We start from the raw sequence: 15,047 nt of genomic DNA on the forward strand, positions 1-15,047 counted from the left end.
GCTGAATCAGACTGAGCGCCGCGTTAGCGTGCAGCCGCATCCGGTGCCTCCTTCGGAGAGCTGGGCGTGGTTGGCACCACCCAGCCTCCGAAGAGGCCCGGACGAAACAACGTCCTCAGGACTTACACCTAGGGCAGCTTCGCGAACTCCGCCTTGACCGCGGCGACGGCCGGCTTGGGCTGGCCGTCGTAGTCCCACAGGCCCTTCTCGTTGAGGCCCGGGACGAGGGTGATCTCGTCCACGACCTCGCGGATGGAGCCGCCGCCGAACGTCGGGATGACGCCGAAGTCGCGCAGGTTCCAGATCAGCATCCCGGTGACGCCCGGCTGCTCGGCGTACGTGCGGATGTGCGTGCGCAGGACGCGGGTCTGGAAGCCGAAGCCGCCCGGCTTGTCCGACGGGTTCTGCGTCGAGCCCTCGGCGCCGAACTCGGTCACGACCATCACGCGGTCCGGGAAGACCTGCTGGAGCGCGCCAAGCTTGCTGACGATGAGGTCGCGCAGCTCCGCGGCCGTCGCGTCGGGCCGCTCGTACCAGCCGAGGTAGTTCGTCCACCCGATCGCGTCGACGTGCTCGTACATCGGCCCGTCCTCGCGCGGCGGGTGCGAGCCCCACACGTCGAGGCCGACGAGCCGGCCGGGGTCGCGCCGCTGGAGCTCCTCCGCCATCGCGTCGATGTACGCCGCCTGCCCCGCGGGATGGCCCTGGCCGGCGACCTCGTTGGCGAGGTTCCAGGCGAAGATCGACGGGTGCGTCTGGAGCTGGGAGAGCGACGCGCGCACGCGCGCCTTGGCCTGCTCGACGAGCTTCGCGCCGCGTGACGTCCACGCACCCGGCGCGTCGACCGGGCCGACCCCCATCCAGACGAGGATGCCCTTGGCGTCGAGCTGCTCGACGAGCGATGGGCTGAGCGGGTGCTGCGCGCGGGTCGCGTTGGCGCCCAGCGCGACGAGGTCGTTGACGAGGTCGCGCTCGTCGGCGGTGCGCAGGCCGTCGCCGCGGCCCTTGACGTCCTCGTGCATGGAGGCGCCGCGCAGGCTGATCTGCTGGTCGTTGAGGAGGAGCCTGCTGCCCTCGCGCCGCAGCTCACGCAGGCCGACGCGGCCGGTCCACGCCGCCTTGCCGTCCACGCTCAGCGTCAGGTCGTAGAGGTTCGGCGCGACCGTCGACCACAGCTGGGCGTTCCGGATCGTCGCGGTGGCGCGCGGTGCTGCCGGGTCGCCGCGGAACGCGAGCTTCACGGGCGGCGTCGTGCCGGCGCCGGCCGGCTTCAGCGTGCCCGTGACGGCGCCCTTCCCGCCGCGCAGCCGGGCGGTCACCTGGACGGTCGCGGTCGTCCCGTCGACCTCGGTCTGCACCGCCGCCGAGGACACCTCGCGGCCGTCGAACGGGCGGATCGTGACCTCGCGGTTGATGCCGCCGTAGTTGAACCACGCGCGGTGCCAGCCGGTCGCCTTCATCGCGTCCGGGTCACGCCAGTCGGCGCGGACGACGAGCGTGTGGTCCTTGCCGGCCTCCAGCGTCGGGCGCAGCTCGAACGGCAGGTAGGTGCCGACGTGCCCGCCGAGGCGCTTGCCGTCGAGCCACACCTCCGCCTCGTGGTTGACCGACTCGAAGCGCAGGGCGTAGCGGCCGGTCTCCGGCACTCGCAGCGTCGTGCGGTACCAGGCGACCGACCCCTGGAAGCTCCGCTCCCCCTCCGCGCCGGTGATCTGCTTCGCGTTCGGGACGTACGGGAGCGTCACCGCCTGCCCGTCGAAGCGGCCGGCCTGGAAGCCCTTGGACGTCCCGGTCGCGTTCGGGTCGAGCGCCACCCGCCAGCGCCCGTCGAGCGCCACGCGGCCGGTCGCACCGGTCTTCACCATCGGCGCGCCGCCGTGGCCGCCGTACTGCTCGCGCAGTGACGGGGCCTCGGGATCGCTCCCGCCACCCAGCAGGACGACGACGGCCACGACGAGGGCACCGACGAGCGCGGCGGCGGCGATCAACTGGGGGCGGCGCGGGCGGAGGCGCTGCGGGGCGGACGGCTGCGGCATCGGGGAGCCGCAGAGGATGGCACGCTGCGGGGCGATGCCGTGGACGCGATCCCGCTCCGAGCGCGAGACCGAGCTGCTGCGCGGCGCCGCCGCCCGGCTGGCGACGCTCGACCTCTACCCAGAGCCCGTCCGGACCCGCCACGTGCGGATCGTCCACGCGCCGTGGCTGTTCCGCCTGCCCTGGTACCGGCGCTTCGTCGGCTACGAGATCGGGCCGCTCATCCTCGTCCGGCGACCGCTAGAGGACGTGAGCGAGGACCTCGTCACGCACGAGCTCGTCCACGTCTGGCAGGACCAGCAGCGGCGGCTGCGGCTGTGGACGAGCTACCTGTGGCAGGGGTACCGCCTCAACGAGCACGAGATCGAGGCGCGCGAGGCGGTCCGCCGCACACGCCGTCGTTAGAGCGCGACCGCCACGTACTTCCACTCCAGGTACTCGTCGATGCCGACGTTGCCGCCCTCGCGGCCGAAGCCCGACTGCTTCACGCCGCCGAACGGCGCGCCGGCGTTCGAGACGACGCCCTGGTTGAGGCCGATCATGCCGGTGTCGAGCGCCTCGCTCACCCGCAGCGCCCGCTTGAGGTCCTGCGTGTAGAGGTACGCGACGAGGCCGTACTCGGTGTCGTTGGCGGCGGCGATCGCCTCCTCCTCGGTCGAGAAGGTCGCGATCGGCGCGACGGGGCCGAAGATCTCCTCCTTGAGCAGGAGCGCGTCGGCGGGGACGTCCTTGAGGACGGTCGGCTTGTAGAAGTAGCCGGGGCCGTCGACCTTCTCGCCGCCGGTGAGGACCTTCGCGCCCTTGGACGTCGCGTCCTCGACGAGCTCGGCGACCTTGCCGCGCTGCGTGTCGTCGATCAGCGGGCCGACCTTGGAGTCGGGCTCGGTGCCGCGCGCGATCGTCAGCGCGCCCATCCGCTCGGCCAGCTTCTCCGCGAACGCGTCGGCGACCGACTCGTGGACGTGGAAGCGGTTGGCGGCGGTGCAGGCCTCGCCGATGTTGCGCATCTTGGCGAGCATCGCGCCCTCGACCGCGTCGTCGAGGTCGGCGTCCTCGAAGACGATGAACGGCGCGTTGCCGCCGAGCTCCATCGAGACCTTGAGGACCTGCTCGGCCGACTGCTCGATGAGCTTCTTGCCGACCGGCGTGGAGCCGGTAAACGAGAGCTTGCGGGCGCGCGGGTCCTTGATCAGCGGCTCCATGATCGAGCCCGACGACTTGCCGGTGATGAGGTTGACCACGCCGCCCGGCAGGCCGGCCTCCTCGAGGATGCCGACGAGCGCGAGCATCGACAGCGGCGTCTGCTTGGCCGGCTTGATGACGCTCGTGCAGCCGGCCGCGATCTGCGGGCCGAGCTTGCGGGTGCCCATCGCGAGCGGGAAGTTCCACGGCGTGATGAAGATGCACGGCCCGACCGGCTGACGCATCGTCAGGACGCGGAAGCCGCCCTTCTCGGCGGGCTTGTAGCCGCCCTCGATCCGCGTCGCCTCACCGGAGAACCAGTGGAAGAAGTCCGCGGCGTACGCGACCTCGGCCTTCGACTCGGCCAGCGGCTTGCCCATCTCGAGCGTCATGACGAGCGCGAGGTCGTCGAGCCGCTCCTGGATGATGTCGTAGGCCTTGCGGAGGATCTCGCCGCGCTCGCGCGGAGACGTCTGCGCCCAGTCGGCCTGCGTGTCCGCGGCCGCCGTCAGCGCGTCCTTCGCGTCCTCGACCGTGGCATCGGCGACGTGCGCGATCACCGCACCCGTCGCGGGATCCTCGACCGGGAGCGTGCTCTCGGTCTCCCGCCACTCGCCGCCGATGTACAGCCCCTTCGGGACCGCGTCGACGACCGCCTGCTCCTTGGACGCCACCGCCATCTTCAGACCTCACTGCCGAAATTGGAACCGCTTGTAGGCCAACGTATCCAGTACGCCGCTCCGGCCAACGCCGTTGTGGCTGATCGCGCGGTGACGCGTGCGCCGGGCGGGAGGGGCGAGCTGCCCCGCGCGCCGGCTACGGCTGTCGGTGACGGACGACCGGCAGCACGCGCGCCACTGGCGCGACTACCGAACCGCGAGCGGCGGGCGACCGGTGAAGTGGTTCCTCATCTCGCTGACGAAGGAGGAGCGCGGTGCGGTGCTCGACGCCATGAGCGAGGTCCGCGTCGAGGGACTGCGGGCCGCGCGGCACCTCCGTGGGGACGTCTACGAGGTACGCGCCGCGACGCCGGACCGAACGTTCCGGGTCCTCTTCGCGGCCGAAGGGCGGTTCGGGCAGGTCCTGCTGGCGCTTGATGCGTTCGCGAAGACGACGCGCAAGACGCCACCCCAGAAGATCCGCCTGGCCGAGCAGCGCCTGCGGGACTGGCGGGGGCGACGTTGACCGCATACCAGTTCCCGTATACCGTTTCTGATATGGACGAGCTGCGCGACGAGCCGGACTTCCTCGACGAGATGATCGCGGAGTCGACCGCGCAGTGGCCGGACTTCCGCGCCGTTCTCGCTGCCGCGGAGGAGCGGCGGCGCCTCGTGCGCGAGCTCACAGCGGTGCGCAAGCAGAAGCGCCTCACGCAGACCGAGGTGGCCGCGCGCATGAAGACGTCGCAGTCCGCCGTGGCCCGGTTCGAGGGCAACGACGACGCGAAGCAGTCGATGATCGACCGGTACGCGCTTGCGATCGGCGTCCGCGTCGATCGCCGGATCGTCGACCCGGCGGCCTAGCGGAGGCGCGTGACCGGGCCGATGATCGAGCCGGCGCGCACGCGGTAGGCGCCGGTGCGCGCGACCGGGGCGCGGTAGCGGCCGTGCTTGCGGAGGGTGGCCGTGGTCTCGGTGGACCAGACGCCGTCGGCGCCGCGGCGCTCGATGCGGACGGTGGTGCCGCGGCGCAGGCCGGTGATCGTGCCGTGGACGACCCCGCGGCGGCGGGCCGCGGCCGCGCGGGCGGCGGCGCCGCCGCTGCCCGGATCGGTCGCGGTGGTGTCGGTGCCCGCGTCGTCCTCCTCGGCCTCCGTCCCGACGACCGTGAAGTAGGCCCACGAGTCGTTGAGGCCGAAGCGTGCGCGGAGCGTCGCGCCGTTCACCGTCGTGCGGCCGCGCGAGCCGACGATCTCCGCCGACACGATGCGCGGGGAGGCCCCGCGCTGCTTGACGTCGATCGAGCGGAACGAGCCCTTCACGAGCCCGCGGAGCTTCGCGCCCGCCTGGCCCATCGACAGCCGGATCGGCCCCCAGCGGTGCTTGGGCGACTCGTCGTCGTACGGGTCGTCGACCGAGCGCAGCCACGGCTTGGGGTCGCCGCCCAGCGCGCTCGTCTCGTTGTTCTCCGTCTTGCCGCCGGAGGTGGAGAAGAAGTACGTCACCGCGGGCTCGCCCTGGTACGTGACGACCTCGTGCGCCGTCGCGGCGACGGCGGCGTCGGTCGTCGGCGTCTCGGCCGCGACACCGCCGTAGACCTGCGAGCGCGTGTCGGCGTAGTGGTCGAACCCGACGCCGTTCTTCGAGGTCGTGATCGCGTACGTGCGCGCGGCGACCGCCTGCGCCTTGAGCGCCTCGGCCGGCCACGACGCCGGCGACTCGCGCGCGATGACGCCGCGCACGTACGTCTCGAGCGTCACCGCGTTCACCGCCGACAGGCCGGACGACAGCCCGGTGCGCAGCTCCAGCGCGCCGCGGTACCTGCCGGAGTTGGAGCCGCCGACGAGCCGCCACGGCGCGCCGCCCGGGCCGACGATCCGCACCGGCGAGGAGAACGTCTTGACGGTCTTGCCCGCGCTGGTGCGAACCACGACGCCGGAGCCGGCGAACGTCGTCGCGCGGTACGTCCGCGAGGGCGAGAGCCGCTTGTCGCCCGCCTGCGCGGCGCCCGTGAACGTCACGGTCGAGCGGCCGGCCTGGAGCAGCACGCGCACGGTCGGGTCCGCGTCGAGCTGCCCGAGCGACGTGCCCGAGTAGTAGTGGCCGAGGATCTCGCGGTACGTCTTGCCCTGCTTGGCGAAGCCCATCGCGCCGTACTGGCTCATCCCCACGCCGTGCCCGAAGCCGGCACCCCGGATGACGAGGCGGCTGGCGGCGTCGGCGGACGGCGCCGTGGCGAAGGCGACCACGACGGAGGCGGCGACGGGGAGGGCGAGCGTGCGAATGCGCGACATCAGGCGGTTGGGACCCGCGAACGCGGGAAGAGTTGCGGTGCCAGGTACGGTCACGGTTACCAGATCATCGGATCCAGGGGGTTGGAAGCTTGAGCGCACGCCGCGCATCGGACGTCTTCGTGGAGTGCCTCGAGGCCGAGGGCGTGCGCTACGTCTTCGGGATTCCCGGCGAGGAGACCCTCGATCTCAACGAGTCGCTCTCGAACTCCTCGGTCTCGTTCGTCCCCGTCCGCCACGAGCAGGGCGGCGCCTTCATGGCCGACATGTACGGGCGGCTGACCGGGCGCGCGGGCGTGTGCCTGGGCACGCTCGGGCCGGGCGCGACGAACCTCGTGACCGCCGTCGCCGACGCGTTCCTCGACCGCGCGCCGCTGGTCGCGCTCACCGGCCAGTCCGACCTGGAGCGGATGCACAAGGAGTCGCACCAGTACATCGACCTGGTCGACATCATGCGGCCGATCACGAAGTGGAACACGCGGCTGAACTCGCCCGAGATCATCCCCGAGGTCGTTCGCAAGGCGTTCAAGGTCGCTGAGTCCGAGAAGCCCGGCGCCACCCACATCGAGCTGCCCGAGGACGTCATGGGGCAGGACGTCGAGGCCACGCCGCTCCCCCGCCGCCGCCTCGTCGCGCCCGAGCCCAACGCGCGCGACCTGCTGCGCGCCGCCGACTTGATCCGCAACGCGATCAACCCCGTCGCGCTGGCCGGCAACGGCGTCATCCGCACCGGGGCGGCCGCGGCGCTGCGGGAGTTCTCGCGCGCGACCGGCATCGCGGTGGCCGAGACGTTCATGGGCAAGGGCGCGATCGACTACGAGGACCCGCGCGCGCTCGGCACGGTCGGCCTGCAGTCGCGCGACTACGCGATGGCCGGGTTCGAGGACGCCGACGTCGTGATCGCGATCGGCTACGACCTCGTCGAGCACGCGCCCAAGCACTGGAACCCGCGCAAGGACAAGAAGATCATCGTCATCGACTCGGTGCCCGCCGAGATCGACGAGTTCTTCCAGCCCGAGGTCGAGCTGGTCGGCGACCTCTACCACGTGCTCAGCCGGCTGGCCGAGGAGGGGCGCGACGTGCCGCACTCCGGCGGCTCGCACCGCCTGCGCGACGTCGTGCTCGGGCGGCTGGAGGCGGCCAAGGACGACGACCAGTTCCCCATGCAGCCCCCGCGCGCGCTGTGGGAGATCCGCAAGGCGCTCGGGCGCAGCGACATCCTCGTCAGCGACGTCGGCCTCCACAAGCTGTGGATCGCGCGGATGTTCCCCGCGCACGAGCCGAACACGGTGATCATCGCCAACGGCCTCGCCGGGATGGGCTTCGCGGTGCCGTGCGGCATCGCGGCCAAGCTCGTCCACCCCGAGCGCAAGGTCGTGACGGTCAACGGCGACGGCGGCTTCATGATGAACGTGCAGGAGCTGGAGACCGCGATGCGGCTCAAGACGCCCGTCGTCAACGTCGTCTGGGAGAACCGCCAGTACGGCTCGATCGTGTGGAAGCAGGACAAGAAGTTCGGCCGCCACTTCGGCGTCGACTTCACGAACCCCGACTTCGTCAAGCTCGCCGAGTCGTTCGGCATGCCGGCGCGGCGGTGCGACAGCGTCGAGTCGGTCGGCGAGAACCTGCGCTGGGCGCTCGGGCTCGACCTGCCGTCGCTGATCGTCGTGCCGATCGACTACTCGCTCGACGTCGCGATCTCTGAGGAGCTGGGCACCGCCACCGTCGCGACCTGAGCGGGGGCGCGCGCCTACCCGGTGTAGACGCGCGTCAGGGTCTCGGCGACGCAGACCGGCTTGTCGCCGCCCTCGCGCTCCAGCGTCGCGATCATCTTCACCTGCGCGCCGCCGGGGATCTCGTCGACCGCGCCGACGGCCAGCCGCATGCGCACCTTCGACCCGGTCGGCAGCGGCGCCGGGAAGCGCAGCTTGTCGAGGCCGTAGTTCAGCGCGAACGCGACCCCGGTCATCTGGTAGAGGTCGTACGAGAACCGCGGGATCAGCGAGAGCGTGAAGTACCCGTGCACGATCGTCCCGCCGAACGGCGTGTCCTTGGCGCGCTCGGGGTCGACGTGGATCCACTGGTCGTCGCCCGTGACGCGCGCGAACGTGTCGACGTCGTCCTGCGTGACCTCACGCCAGTCTGAGACGCCGATCTCCTCGCCGACCCGCGCCTTGAGCTCGTCGACGCCGTTGATGACCACTTGCTCTGCCATGCGGCGGCACGCTACCGGCGCGCCGCCCAGAACGCGGCATCCTCCTCGCCCATCGGCGTCGAGGGCGGAGCGTCCGCCGCGTACTCGCGCACCAGCGCGCCCCAGTCGGCGCCCGCGCGCAGCTCGCCGAGGACGCTGAACAGCAGGCCCTCCATCCGCCGCAGGAGCAGCGCCTGGGCGGGGATCGTCTGGCGCCGCATGGCCTCGAAGTGCGGCGAGCGCGGAGAGCCGGTCTGCTCGACGTGGACGCGGACGTACTCGGGGTCGAGCCGGCGGAACCCGGGCTGGAAGAACCACGCGCCCGCGTCGGCGATCTGGTCGAACACGTCCTCGGGCGCGAACGCGTCCGGGTCGGGCAGGTACCCGAGCCGCGCCAGCGCGTCGTGCACCGCGCCCGCGTCCTGCGCCCACACCGCGCGCGCGAGCACGCGCTCCTCCTCCAGGTACTCCGGCGCGATCCGCCGCATGAGGCCGTAGTCGAGGAAGCACACGCGCCCGTCGGGACAGAGCAGGTAGTTGCCGGGGTGCGGGTCGCCGGCGACGAGCCGCTCGTGCTGCAGCAGGCCCCAGAAGAAGCGGAAGACGATCTCCGCGAACCGGTCGCGGGCCGGCTGGTCCATCGCCTTGACCGCGCCGAACCCGACGCCCTCGACGAACTCGCTCACCAGCACGCGCCGGGTCGAGAGCGACGTGTCGACGGAGGGCACCTTCACGTACGGGTGGCCGCGGTACAGCCGCGCGACGAGCCGCTGGTGCTGCGCCTCGACCTCGTAGTCGAGCTCCTCCCCGATCCGCTCGCGCAGCTCGCCGCCCAGCGCCTTGGTGTCGAGCCCCGGCGCGAGGCGCTTGACGAGCGGGAAGAGCATCCCCATGTTGCGCAGGTCGGTCTCGACCGCCTCCGCCACCCCCGGGTACTGGACCTTCACCGCGACGTCGCGGCCGTCGCGCGTCGTCGCGCGGTGGACCTGGCCGATCGAGGCGGCGGCGACCGGCTGCTCGGAGAACTCGGCGAAGACGCTCGACACCGGCCCGCCGAGGTCCTGCCGCAGCAGCTTCTCGAGGTCCTTCAGCGGCACGGGCGGCGCCTGGTCGCGCAGCGCGGCCAGCCGCTCCTTGAACTCCTCGCGCTGGTCCTCGGGCACGAGGTCGAAGTCGACGGTGGAGAGCACCTGGCCGATCTTCATCGCGGCGCCCTTCATCTGCCCGAGCTGGCGGACGAGCTGATCGGCAACGGCGACAGGGTCGTCCCGCTTGAGCGCGGCGCCTGCGACCATCGAGCCGAAGCGCGCCGTCCGGGCGATGCGACCACGCGGGACCTTCGGCACACAGCAAGCGTAGGCCGAGGTACCGTTCCAACGGTGCGAGGGGTGACGGGAAACCCCGGGTTCTCCGCATCCGTGGCCGAGGAAGGTGGCCGCGCGGTCCTGACGGTGGTCGGGGAGGTGGACCTGGCGGCCGCGCGCGAGCTGCGCGACCTGCTGATGGGCCACCTGGCCGACGGCCCGGTCCTGCTCGACCTCGCCGAGCTGCAGTTCCTCGACTCCTCCGGCGTCCGCGTGCTGAGCCACGTCCTGAAGGCGTGCGAGCGCGAGGGGTGGGAGCTGCGCATCCATCCCGAGCTGACGCCGCCCGTCCGCCAGATCCTGGAGATGACCGGGATGCTCGCGGTGCTGCCGCTGGAGGAGGCGTGAGCGCGGCGGCCCGCCACAACGTCACCGTCCACGGCGACCCCGGCGCGCCGCCGATGCTCTTCGCACACGGCTTCGGCTGCGACCAGACCATGTGGCGGTTCGTCTGGCCGGCGTTCGCGGACGACCACCGCATCGTGCTCTTCGACTACCTCGGGATGGGCGGCGCCGACGCCACGGCCTACGACCCCGAGCGCTACGCGACGCTCGACGGGTATGCGCAGGACGTCCTCGACATCGCCGAGGAGCTCGACCTGCGCGACGTGACGTTCGTCGGCCACTCGGTCAGCGCGATGGTCGGCGTGCTCGCGGCCGCCCGGGCGCCGGAGCGGTTCGCGCGGCTCGTCCTGATCGGCCCGTCGCCGCGCTACCTCGACGACGAGGGCTACGTCGGCGGCTTCACGCGCGAGGCGATCGAGGAGCTGCTGCAGACGCTCGACAGCAACTACCTCGGCTGGTCGGCGGCGATGGCCCCGGCGATCATGGGCAACCCGGACCGGCCGGAGCTCGGCCAGGAGCTGACGAACGCGTTCTGCCAGGCCGACCCGGCGATCGCGTCCCGGTTCGCGCGCGCGACGTTCCTCAGCGACAACCGCGAGGACCTCGCGCACGCGCGCGTGCCGGCGCTCGTGCTCCAGTGCTCGAGCGACATCATCGCCCCGCAGGAGGTCGGCGAGTACGTCGCCGCGCACCTGCCCGAGGGCCGCCTCGTGCTGATGAAGGCGACCGGCCACTGCCCCAACCTCAGCGCGCCCGACGAGACCGTCGCGGCGATCCGCGCGTTCCTGGACGAGCAGTGAGCGGCCCGGGCGACCTCCTGGAGGAGACGGCGGACGAGCTCTTCGAGGAGGCGCCGTGCGGGTACCTGAGCGCGACGCTCGACGGGACGATCCTGCGCGTCAACCGGACGTTCGAGACGCTCACCGGGTACGACCGCGCCGAGCTCGTCGGCCGCCGCACGTTCCCGCAGCTGCTCACCGTCGGCGGGCAGATCTACTACGAGACGCACTTCGCGCCGCTGCTGCACATGCAGGGCGCGGTGAGCGAGATCGCGCTCGACCTCCTGCGCGCCTCAGGCGGGCCGCTGGCGGTGCTGGTCAACGCGACCGTGCGCGCCGACGCCGAGGGCCGGCCGCGCGTGGTGCGCATGGCGCTGTTCGACGCGTCGGACAGGCGGCGGTACGAGCGCGAGCTGCTCGAGGCGCGCAAGCGCGAGCACGAGATCGCCAGCGACCTGCAGCAGAGCCTGCTCGCGGGCGAGCTGCCGGAGTCCGAGCGGCTGAGCGTCGACGTCGCGTACCGGCCGGCGGTGCGGTCGCTCGACGTGGGCGGCGACTGGTACGACGCGTTCTGGCTCGACGAGCCGCGCACGGTCGGCCTCGTGGTCGGCGATGTCGTCGGGCGCGGGCTCGCCGCCGCGGCGACGATGGGGCAGCTGCGCAGCGCGGTGCGCGCGCTCGCGTCGACCGGCCTCGCGCCGGGGGAGCTGCTCCACGCGCTCGACCGCTACTCGCGCCGCCACGACGTCGGCCAGATGGCGACCGTCGTCTACGCGGACCTCGACCTCGACACCGGGCGCCTGCGCTACGCCTGCGCCGGCCACCCGCCCCCGCTCGTGCTCGCGCCCGGCGCGCCCGCGGAGTTCGCGCTGGAGGGCCGCTCGCTCCCGCTCGACGCGGTCGCGGCGCCCGTTCCGCGCGGCCACGCGACGGCCGAGCTGGCGCCCGGCGGCATGCTCCTGCTCTACACCGACGGGCTGATCGAGCGCAGCGACCGCCCGCTCCTCACCGGGATGGAGCGGCTGCGCACGGAGGTCGAGCGTGTGCGCTCCGGGCCGGCGGGGCTGCTGCCCGGCGCGCTCGTCCACGCGCTGACCGCGGAGGCGCCGCAGGCCGACGACGTCTGCGTGCTCGCGGTCTCCCGCCGGGGGTCCGAGCGCGCGCTGCCGTAGCCTCCGCGCCCATGCCTTCCGCGCCGCTGCTCGCCGTCGACGCGCCGTCGCTGCTCTACCGCGCCTTCTTCGCGCTCCCGAAGTCGATCAAGGGCTCCGACGGGGAGCCGGTCAACGCGCTGCTGGGCTGCGCGAACCTCGTGCTCGCCGTCGTCGAGGAGCGGGCGCCGCGCGCGGTCGTCATGTGCTTCGGCGCCGAGGCGGCGGTGTACCGCAAGGAGCTCTTCCCGCCCTACCACGCCGACCGGCCCGAGATGCCGCCCGAGCTGGCGCACCAGTGGCGCCAGGCCCGCGCGTGGTTCGAGGCGTTCGGCTGGACCGTGATGGAGCACGACACGCTCGAGGCCGACGACCTGCTCGGCTCGCTCGCGCACGAGGAGACCGAGGCCGGCGGCACGACGCTGCTCTTCACCGGCGACCGCGACATGTTCCAGTGCGTGTCCGAGCGCGTGAGCGTGCTGTTCCCGCGCGGGGGCAAGGACGGGCCGGAGCTGATCGACGTCGAGGGCGTCCGCAAGCGGTACGGCATCGAGCCGGCGCAGGTGCCGGACTTCATCGCGCTGCGCGGCGACCCGAGCGACGGGCTGCCCGGCGCGAAGGGCATCGGGGAGAAGACGGCGAAGGACCTGCTCCGTGAGCACGGGACGCTCGAGGAGTGCATCGCCCAGTCGCTGCGGATGCGGCCGCGCGTCGGCGCCGCACTGCGCGACGGGGCCGAGGAGCTGCGCGCCTTCCGGGAGATCGCGACGCTCGTGCGCGTGCCGCTGGAGCTGCCGGCCGACCGGCCGACGGACTTCGCGGCGGCCGCCGAGGCGGCGCGGGAGCGGGGCATGGCGCGGCTCGGCGATCGTCTCGACAAGCTCGCTGCTGCGCAGGCCTAGGCGCTCGCGCGGCACAATGGGCGGAGCCGTGCGTCGCTCCATCCTGCTGTGCGTCGCGGCCTGCCTCGCCGCGGTGGGGTCTGCCGCACCCGTGTCCGCCGCGCCGCCCGCGCCGGTCGAGCTCGCGCGCGGGTGGGAGGTCGCGGCGACGTCCGCCGGCCCGTGGAAGCGCGTCACGGTCCCGCACGTGTTCGACGGGCGGCCCGCCGCGGAGCTGTTCGCCGGCACGACGCGCGTGTACCGCCTGCGCTTCCGCGGCCCCGCCACGGCCGACGGCGGCGCGTGGGCGCTGCGGTTCGAGGGCGTCCGGCGGCGGGCGCGCGTGCTGCTGAACGGCGTCGAGCTGGGCCGCAACGAGGATCCGTACACGCCGTTCACCCTGCCCGCCTGGGGGCTGAAGCCGGGCGCCGAGAACGTGCTCGAGGTGCAGGTCGACAACCGGCGCGAGGTGGGCTGGCGCGAGGGCTGGTGGAACTGGGGCGGCATCACGCGCGCGGTGCGCCTGATCCCGCGCGGGAAGGTGTCGCTGCGCGGCGTCGCGGTGCTGGGCGACGTCGACTGCTCGGGCACGCCGTGCCGCGCGACCGCGATCGTCGACGGGTGGCTGTCCTCGCGCGCGTCCGCACCGGTGCGGCCCACGGTGACCGTGCGCCTGCGACCGCCGGGTGGGCGCGGCCCGGTCACCGAGCGGACGGTCCGGCTGCGCACGGTCGCGCCGGGCGACACCGCGCGCGTGCACTTCCGCGTGCCGGTCGAGGGGGACCCGCAGCTGTGGGCGCCCGAGCGGCCGCGGCTGTACTCCGCGGTGGTCGAGGCCGCGCTGGGCGGCGGGGCGGTCGAGGAGCGGGTGGAGGAGCGGCTCGGGCTGCGCAGCGTGCGCGTCCGTGACGGGCGGCTCGAGCTCAACGGCCGCCGGCTCGCGCTGCGCGGCGCGTCGATCCAGGAGGACGTCCCCGGCCGCGGCCCGGCGCTGACCGACGCGGACGTCGCCCGCATCGTGGCCGACCTGAAGGCGCTGCGCGCGAACGTCACCCGCGCGCACTACCTGATGGACGAGCGGCTGCTCGACCGGTTCGACGAGGAGGGCATCCTCGTGTGGAACCAGGCGCCCGTCTACCACCGCGACGTCCAGCTGCGGACCGCGGCGGGGCGATCGTACGAGCTGGGCACGCTGCGCCGGACGGTGATCGAGGCGCGCCGCCACCCGTCGGTCATCACCCACTCGGTCGCCAACGAGCTGTCGCCGCAGCCGGACGCGAACCCGACGACCGCGCAGTGGCTGGACTCCGCGCGCACGATGGCCGCCGACCTGGACCCGACGGTGCCGATCTCCGTCGACGTGATGGCCTGGCCGGGGTTCGAGCGGCAGCGGGCGTACGCGCGGTTCGAGCTGCTCGGGATCAACAGCTACTTCGGCTGGTACGAGGGTGCGGCGTCGCGCTCGACCGCGGACCTGGCCGACCTCCAGCCCTTCCTGCGCACGATGCACGCGCAGTACCCGCGCCAGGCGCTGGTGATGACGGAGTTCGGGGCGGAGTCGACGATGGACGGGCCGGCGAACGTGAAGGAGACGTTCGCCTACCAGTCGGCGTTCGTGCGGGCGTACCTGGACGTGATCGGCCGGACGCCGTGGCTGAGCGGCGGTCTGTACTGGACGCTGCGCGAGTTCGCGGTCAAGCCCGACTGGGACGGCGGCGCCGAGCGCGAGGGCGTGGCGCGTGACGCGATCCACGACAAGGGCCTGAGCGAGTACGAGTCGGGGGCGCGCAAGCCGGCGTGGGCGGTGGCCGAGCGGGCGTTCGCGACGAACGCGCTGTACCGCTCGCCGATGCCGCGCGCGGTCGCGCCGTCGCTCGCCGAGGCGCCGGAGGCCGGCGAGCCGTCGCGGGTCACGCTCCTGCTCGCGTCCGTCGCCCTGACCGCGCTGCTCGCCCTGGCGGGGCTGCTGATGTGGCTTGCGCGGGGAGCCTGGCGCGGTGACGCTCCGTCAGGTCCGTCCGGGGACGCGGCGCGTCCAGACGCGGTGGACGAGCTCGAGGAGCGCCGGCGCCGCGTGCGCGCTGCCGCATGACCGTCTCGACCGGCTGCTTGGGCGCCAGAATTACGTGAAGTGTCGGTTCTGATGAGCAGGAGTCAAGCTCGGGGG

14 protein-coding genes are annotated in these 15,047 nt (G+C 73.0%); 9 read left to right on the forward strand and 5 right to left on the reverse strand.

Annotated elements, in window-relative coordinates; genetic code table 11:
* Positions 1 to 128: 128 nt before the first annotated feature.
* Entirely contained in the window at positions 129 to 2,036 is a 1,908-nt protein-coding gene (locus AC1UE5_RS20605) for a glycoside hydrolase family 2 protein (RefSeq protein WP_482927063.1), read from the reverse strand.
* A 34-nt stretch (positions 2,037 to 2,070) separates the two neighbouring features.
* On the opposite strand from AC1UE5_RS20605, the gene AC1UE5_RS20610 reads away from it, so the two are divergent.
* A complete protein-coding gene (locus AC1UE5_RS20610; RefSeq protein WP_482927065.1) occupies positions 2,071 to 2,439 on the forward strand; it encodes a hypothetical protein in 369 nt (122 codons plus the stop codon).
* Here the strand turns inward: AC1UE5_RS20610 and AC1UE5_RS20615 are convergent.
* Positions 2,436 to 3,896, reverse strand: coding sequence for an NAD-dependent succinate-semialdehyde dehydrogenase (locus AC1UE5_RS20615; protein WP_482927067.1), 1,461 nt, complete (start codon positions 3,894 to 3,896; stop codon positions 2,436 to 2,438). The genes AC1UE5_RS20610 and AC1UE5_RS20615 overlap by 4 nt on opposite strands.
* A gap of 148 nt (positions 3,897 to 4,044) precedes the next feature.
* On the opposite strand from AC1UE5_RS20615, the gene AC1UE5_RS20620 reads away from it, so the two are divergent.
* Positions 4,045 to 4,401 carry a type II toxin-antitoxin system RelE/ParE family toxin gene (locus AC1UE5_RS20620; RefSeq protein ID WP_482927069.1) on the forward strand — a complete coding sequence of 119 codons (357 nt, stop codon included), beginning with the start codon at positions 4,045 to 4,047 and terminating at the stop codon, positions 4,399 to 4,401.
* Positions 4,402 to 4,433: 32 nt separating this feature from the next.
* Entirely contained in the window at positions 4,434 to 4,739 is a 306-nt protein-coding gene (locus AC1UE5_RS20625) for a helix-turn-helix domain-containing protein (RefSeq protein ID WP_482927071.1), read from the forward strand.
* On the opposite strand, the gene AC1UE5_RS20630 is transcribed toward AC1UE5_RS20625, so the two are convergent.
* Positions 4,736 to 6,169 carry a SpoIID/LytB domain-containing protein gene (locus AC1UE5_RS20630; protein WP_482927073.1) on the reverse strand — a complete coding sequence of 478 codons (1,434 nt, stop codon included), beginning with the start codon at positions 6,167 to 6,169 and terminating at the stop codon, positions 4,736 to 4,738. The genes AC1UE5_RS20625 and AC1UE5_RS20630 overlap by 4 nt on opposite strands.
* Before the next feature lie 89 nt (positions 6,170 to 6,258).
* Between AC1UE5_RS20630 and AC1UE5_RS20635 the strand changes: the two genes are divergently transcribed.
* Complete coding sequence (locus AC1UE5_RS20635; protein ID WP_482927075.1) at positions 6,259 to 7,902, forward strand: acetolactate synthase large subunit; 1,644 nt, start codon at positions 6,259 to 6,261, stop codon at positions 7,900 to 7,902.
* A gap of 14 nt (positions 7,903 to 7,916) precedes the next feature.
* Here AC1UE5_RS20635 and AC1UE5_RS20640 read toward each other — a convergent pair whose 3' ends face one another.
* Both AC1UE5_RS20640 and AC1UE5_RS20645 read right to left on the reverse strand, forming a co-directional pair.
* Positions 7,917 to 8,381 (reverse strand): MaoC family dehydratase, encoded by a 465-nt coding sequence (locus AC1UE5_RS20640; protein ID WP_482927077.1) that lies wholly within the window; start codon positions 8,379 to 8,381, stop codon positions 7,917 to 7,919.
* A gap of 11 nt (positions 8,382 to 8,392) precedes the next feature.
* On the reverse strand, positions 8,393 to 9,706 hold the full coding sequence (locus AC1UE5_RS20645; protein ID WP_482927079.1) for an ABC1 kinase family protein: 1,314 nt from the start codon (positions 9,704 to 9,706) through the stop codon (positions 8,393 to 8,395).
* Positions 9,707 to 9,778: 72 nt separating this feature from the next.
* Here AC1UE5_RS20645 and AC1UE5_RS20650 point away from each other — a divergent pair, with 72 nt between their 5' ends.
* Genes AC1UE5_RS20650 through AC1UE5_RS20670 form a run of 5 tightly spaced genes read left to right on the forward strand, consistent with a single transcriptional unit; the run spans position 9,779 to position 14,972 of the window.
* Positions 9,779 to 10,072 (forward strand): STAS domain-containing protein, encoded by a 294-nt coding sequence (locus tag AC1UE5_RS20650; protein ID WP_482927081.1) that lies wholly within the window; start codon positions 9,779 to 9,781, stop codon positions 10,070 to 10,072.
* Positions 10,069 to 10,869: an alpha/beta fold hydrolase gene (locus AC1UE5_RS20655; RefSeq protein WP_482927083.1), complete on the forward strand. Its 801-nt coding sequence runs from the start codon at positions 10,069 to 10,071 to the stop codon at positions 10,867 to 10,869. Before AC1UE5_RS20650 ends, AC1UE5_RS20655 begins: the two co-directional genes overlap by 4 nt.
* Positions 10,866 to 12,020 carry a PP2C family protein-serine/threonine phosphatase gene (locus tag AC1UE5_RS20660; protein ID WP_482927085.1) on the forward strand — a complete coding sequence of 385 codons (1,155 nt, stop codon included), beginning with the start codon at positions 10,866 to 10,868 and terminating at the stop codon, positions 12,018 to 12,020. The genes AC1UE5_RS20655 and AC1UE5_RS20660 overlap by 4 nt, the downstream gene beginning before the upstream one ends.
* A gap of 11 nt (positions 12,021 to 12,031) precedes the next feature.
* A complete protein-coding gene (locus AC1UE5_RS20665) occupies positions 12,032 to 12,901 on the forward strand; it encodes a 5'-3' exonuclease (RefSeq protein ID WP_482927087.1) in 870 nt (289 codons plus the stop codon).
* 28 nt (positions 12,902 to 12,929) lie between these two features.
* Complete coding sequence (locus tag AC1UE5_RS20670) at positions 12,930 to 14,972, forward strand: glycoside hydrolase family 2 protein (RefSeq protein ID WP_482927089.1); 2,043 nt, start codon at positions 12,930 to 12,932, stop codon at positions 14,970 to 14,972.
* Positions 14,973 to 15,047 lie beyond the last annotated feature (75 nt).

The organism is Parviterribacter multiflagellatus (assembly GCF_056863265.1).

Bases quoted from the DNA above. Each gene is read 5' to 3' on its own strand.
- AC1UE5_RS20640 (WP_482927077.1), bottom strand. From the start codon at position 8,381: ATGGCAGAGCAAGTGGTCATCAACGGCGTCGACGAGCTCAAGGCGCGG.
- AC1UE5_RS20615 (WP_482927067.1), bottom strand. From the start codon at position 3,896: ATGGCGGTGGCGTCCAAGGAGCAGGCGGTCGTCGACGCGGTCCCGAAG.
- AC1UE5_RS20665 (WP_482927087.1), top strand. From the start codon at position 12,032: ATGCCTTCCGCGCCGCTGCTCGCCGTCGACGCGCCGTCGCTGCTCTAC.
- AC1UE5_RS20630 (WP_482927073.1), bottom strand. From the start codon at position 6,169: ATGTCGCGCATTCGCACGCTCGCCCTCCCCGTCGCCGCCTCCGTCGTG.
- AC1UE5_RS20625 (WP_482927071.1), top strand. From the start codon at position 4,434: ATGGACGAGCTGCGCGACGAGCCGGACTTCCTCGACGAGATGATCGCG.
- AC1UE5_RS20605 (WP_482927063.1), bottom strand. From the start codon at position 2,036: ATGCCGCAGCCGTCCGCCCCGCAGCGCCTCCGCCCGCGCCGCCCCCAG.
- AC1UE5_RS20610 (WP_482927065.1), top strand. From the start codon at position 2,071: ATGCCGTGGACGCGATCCCGCTCCGAGCGCGAGACCGAGCTGCTGCGC.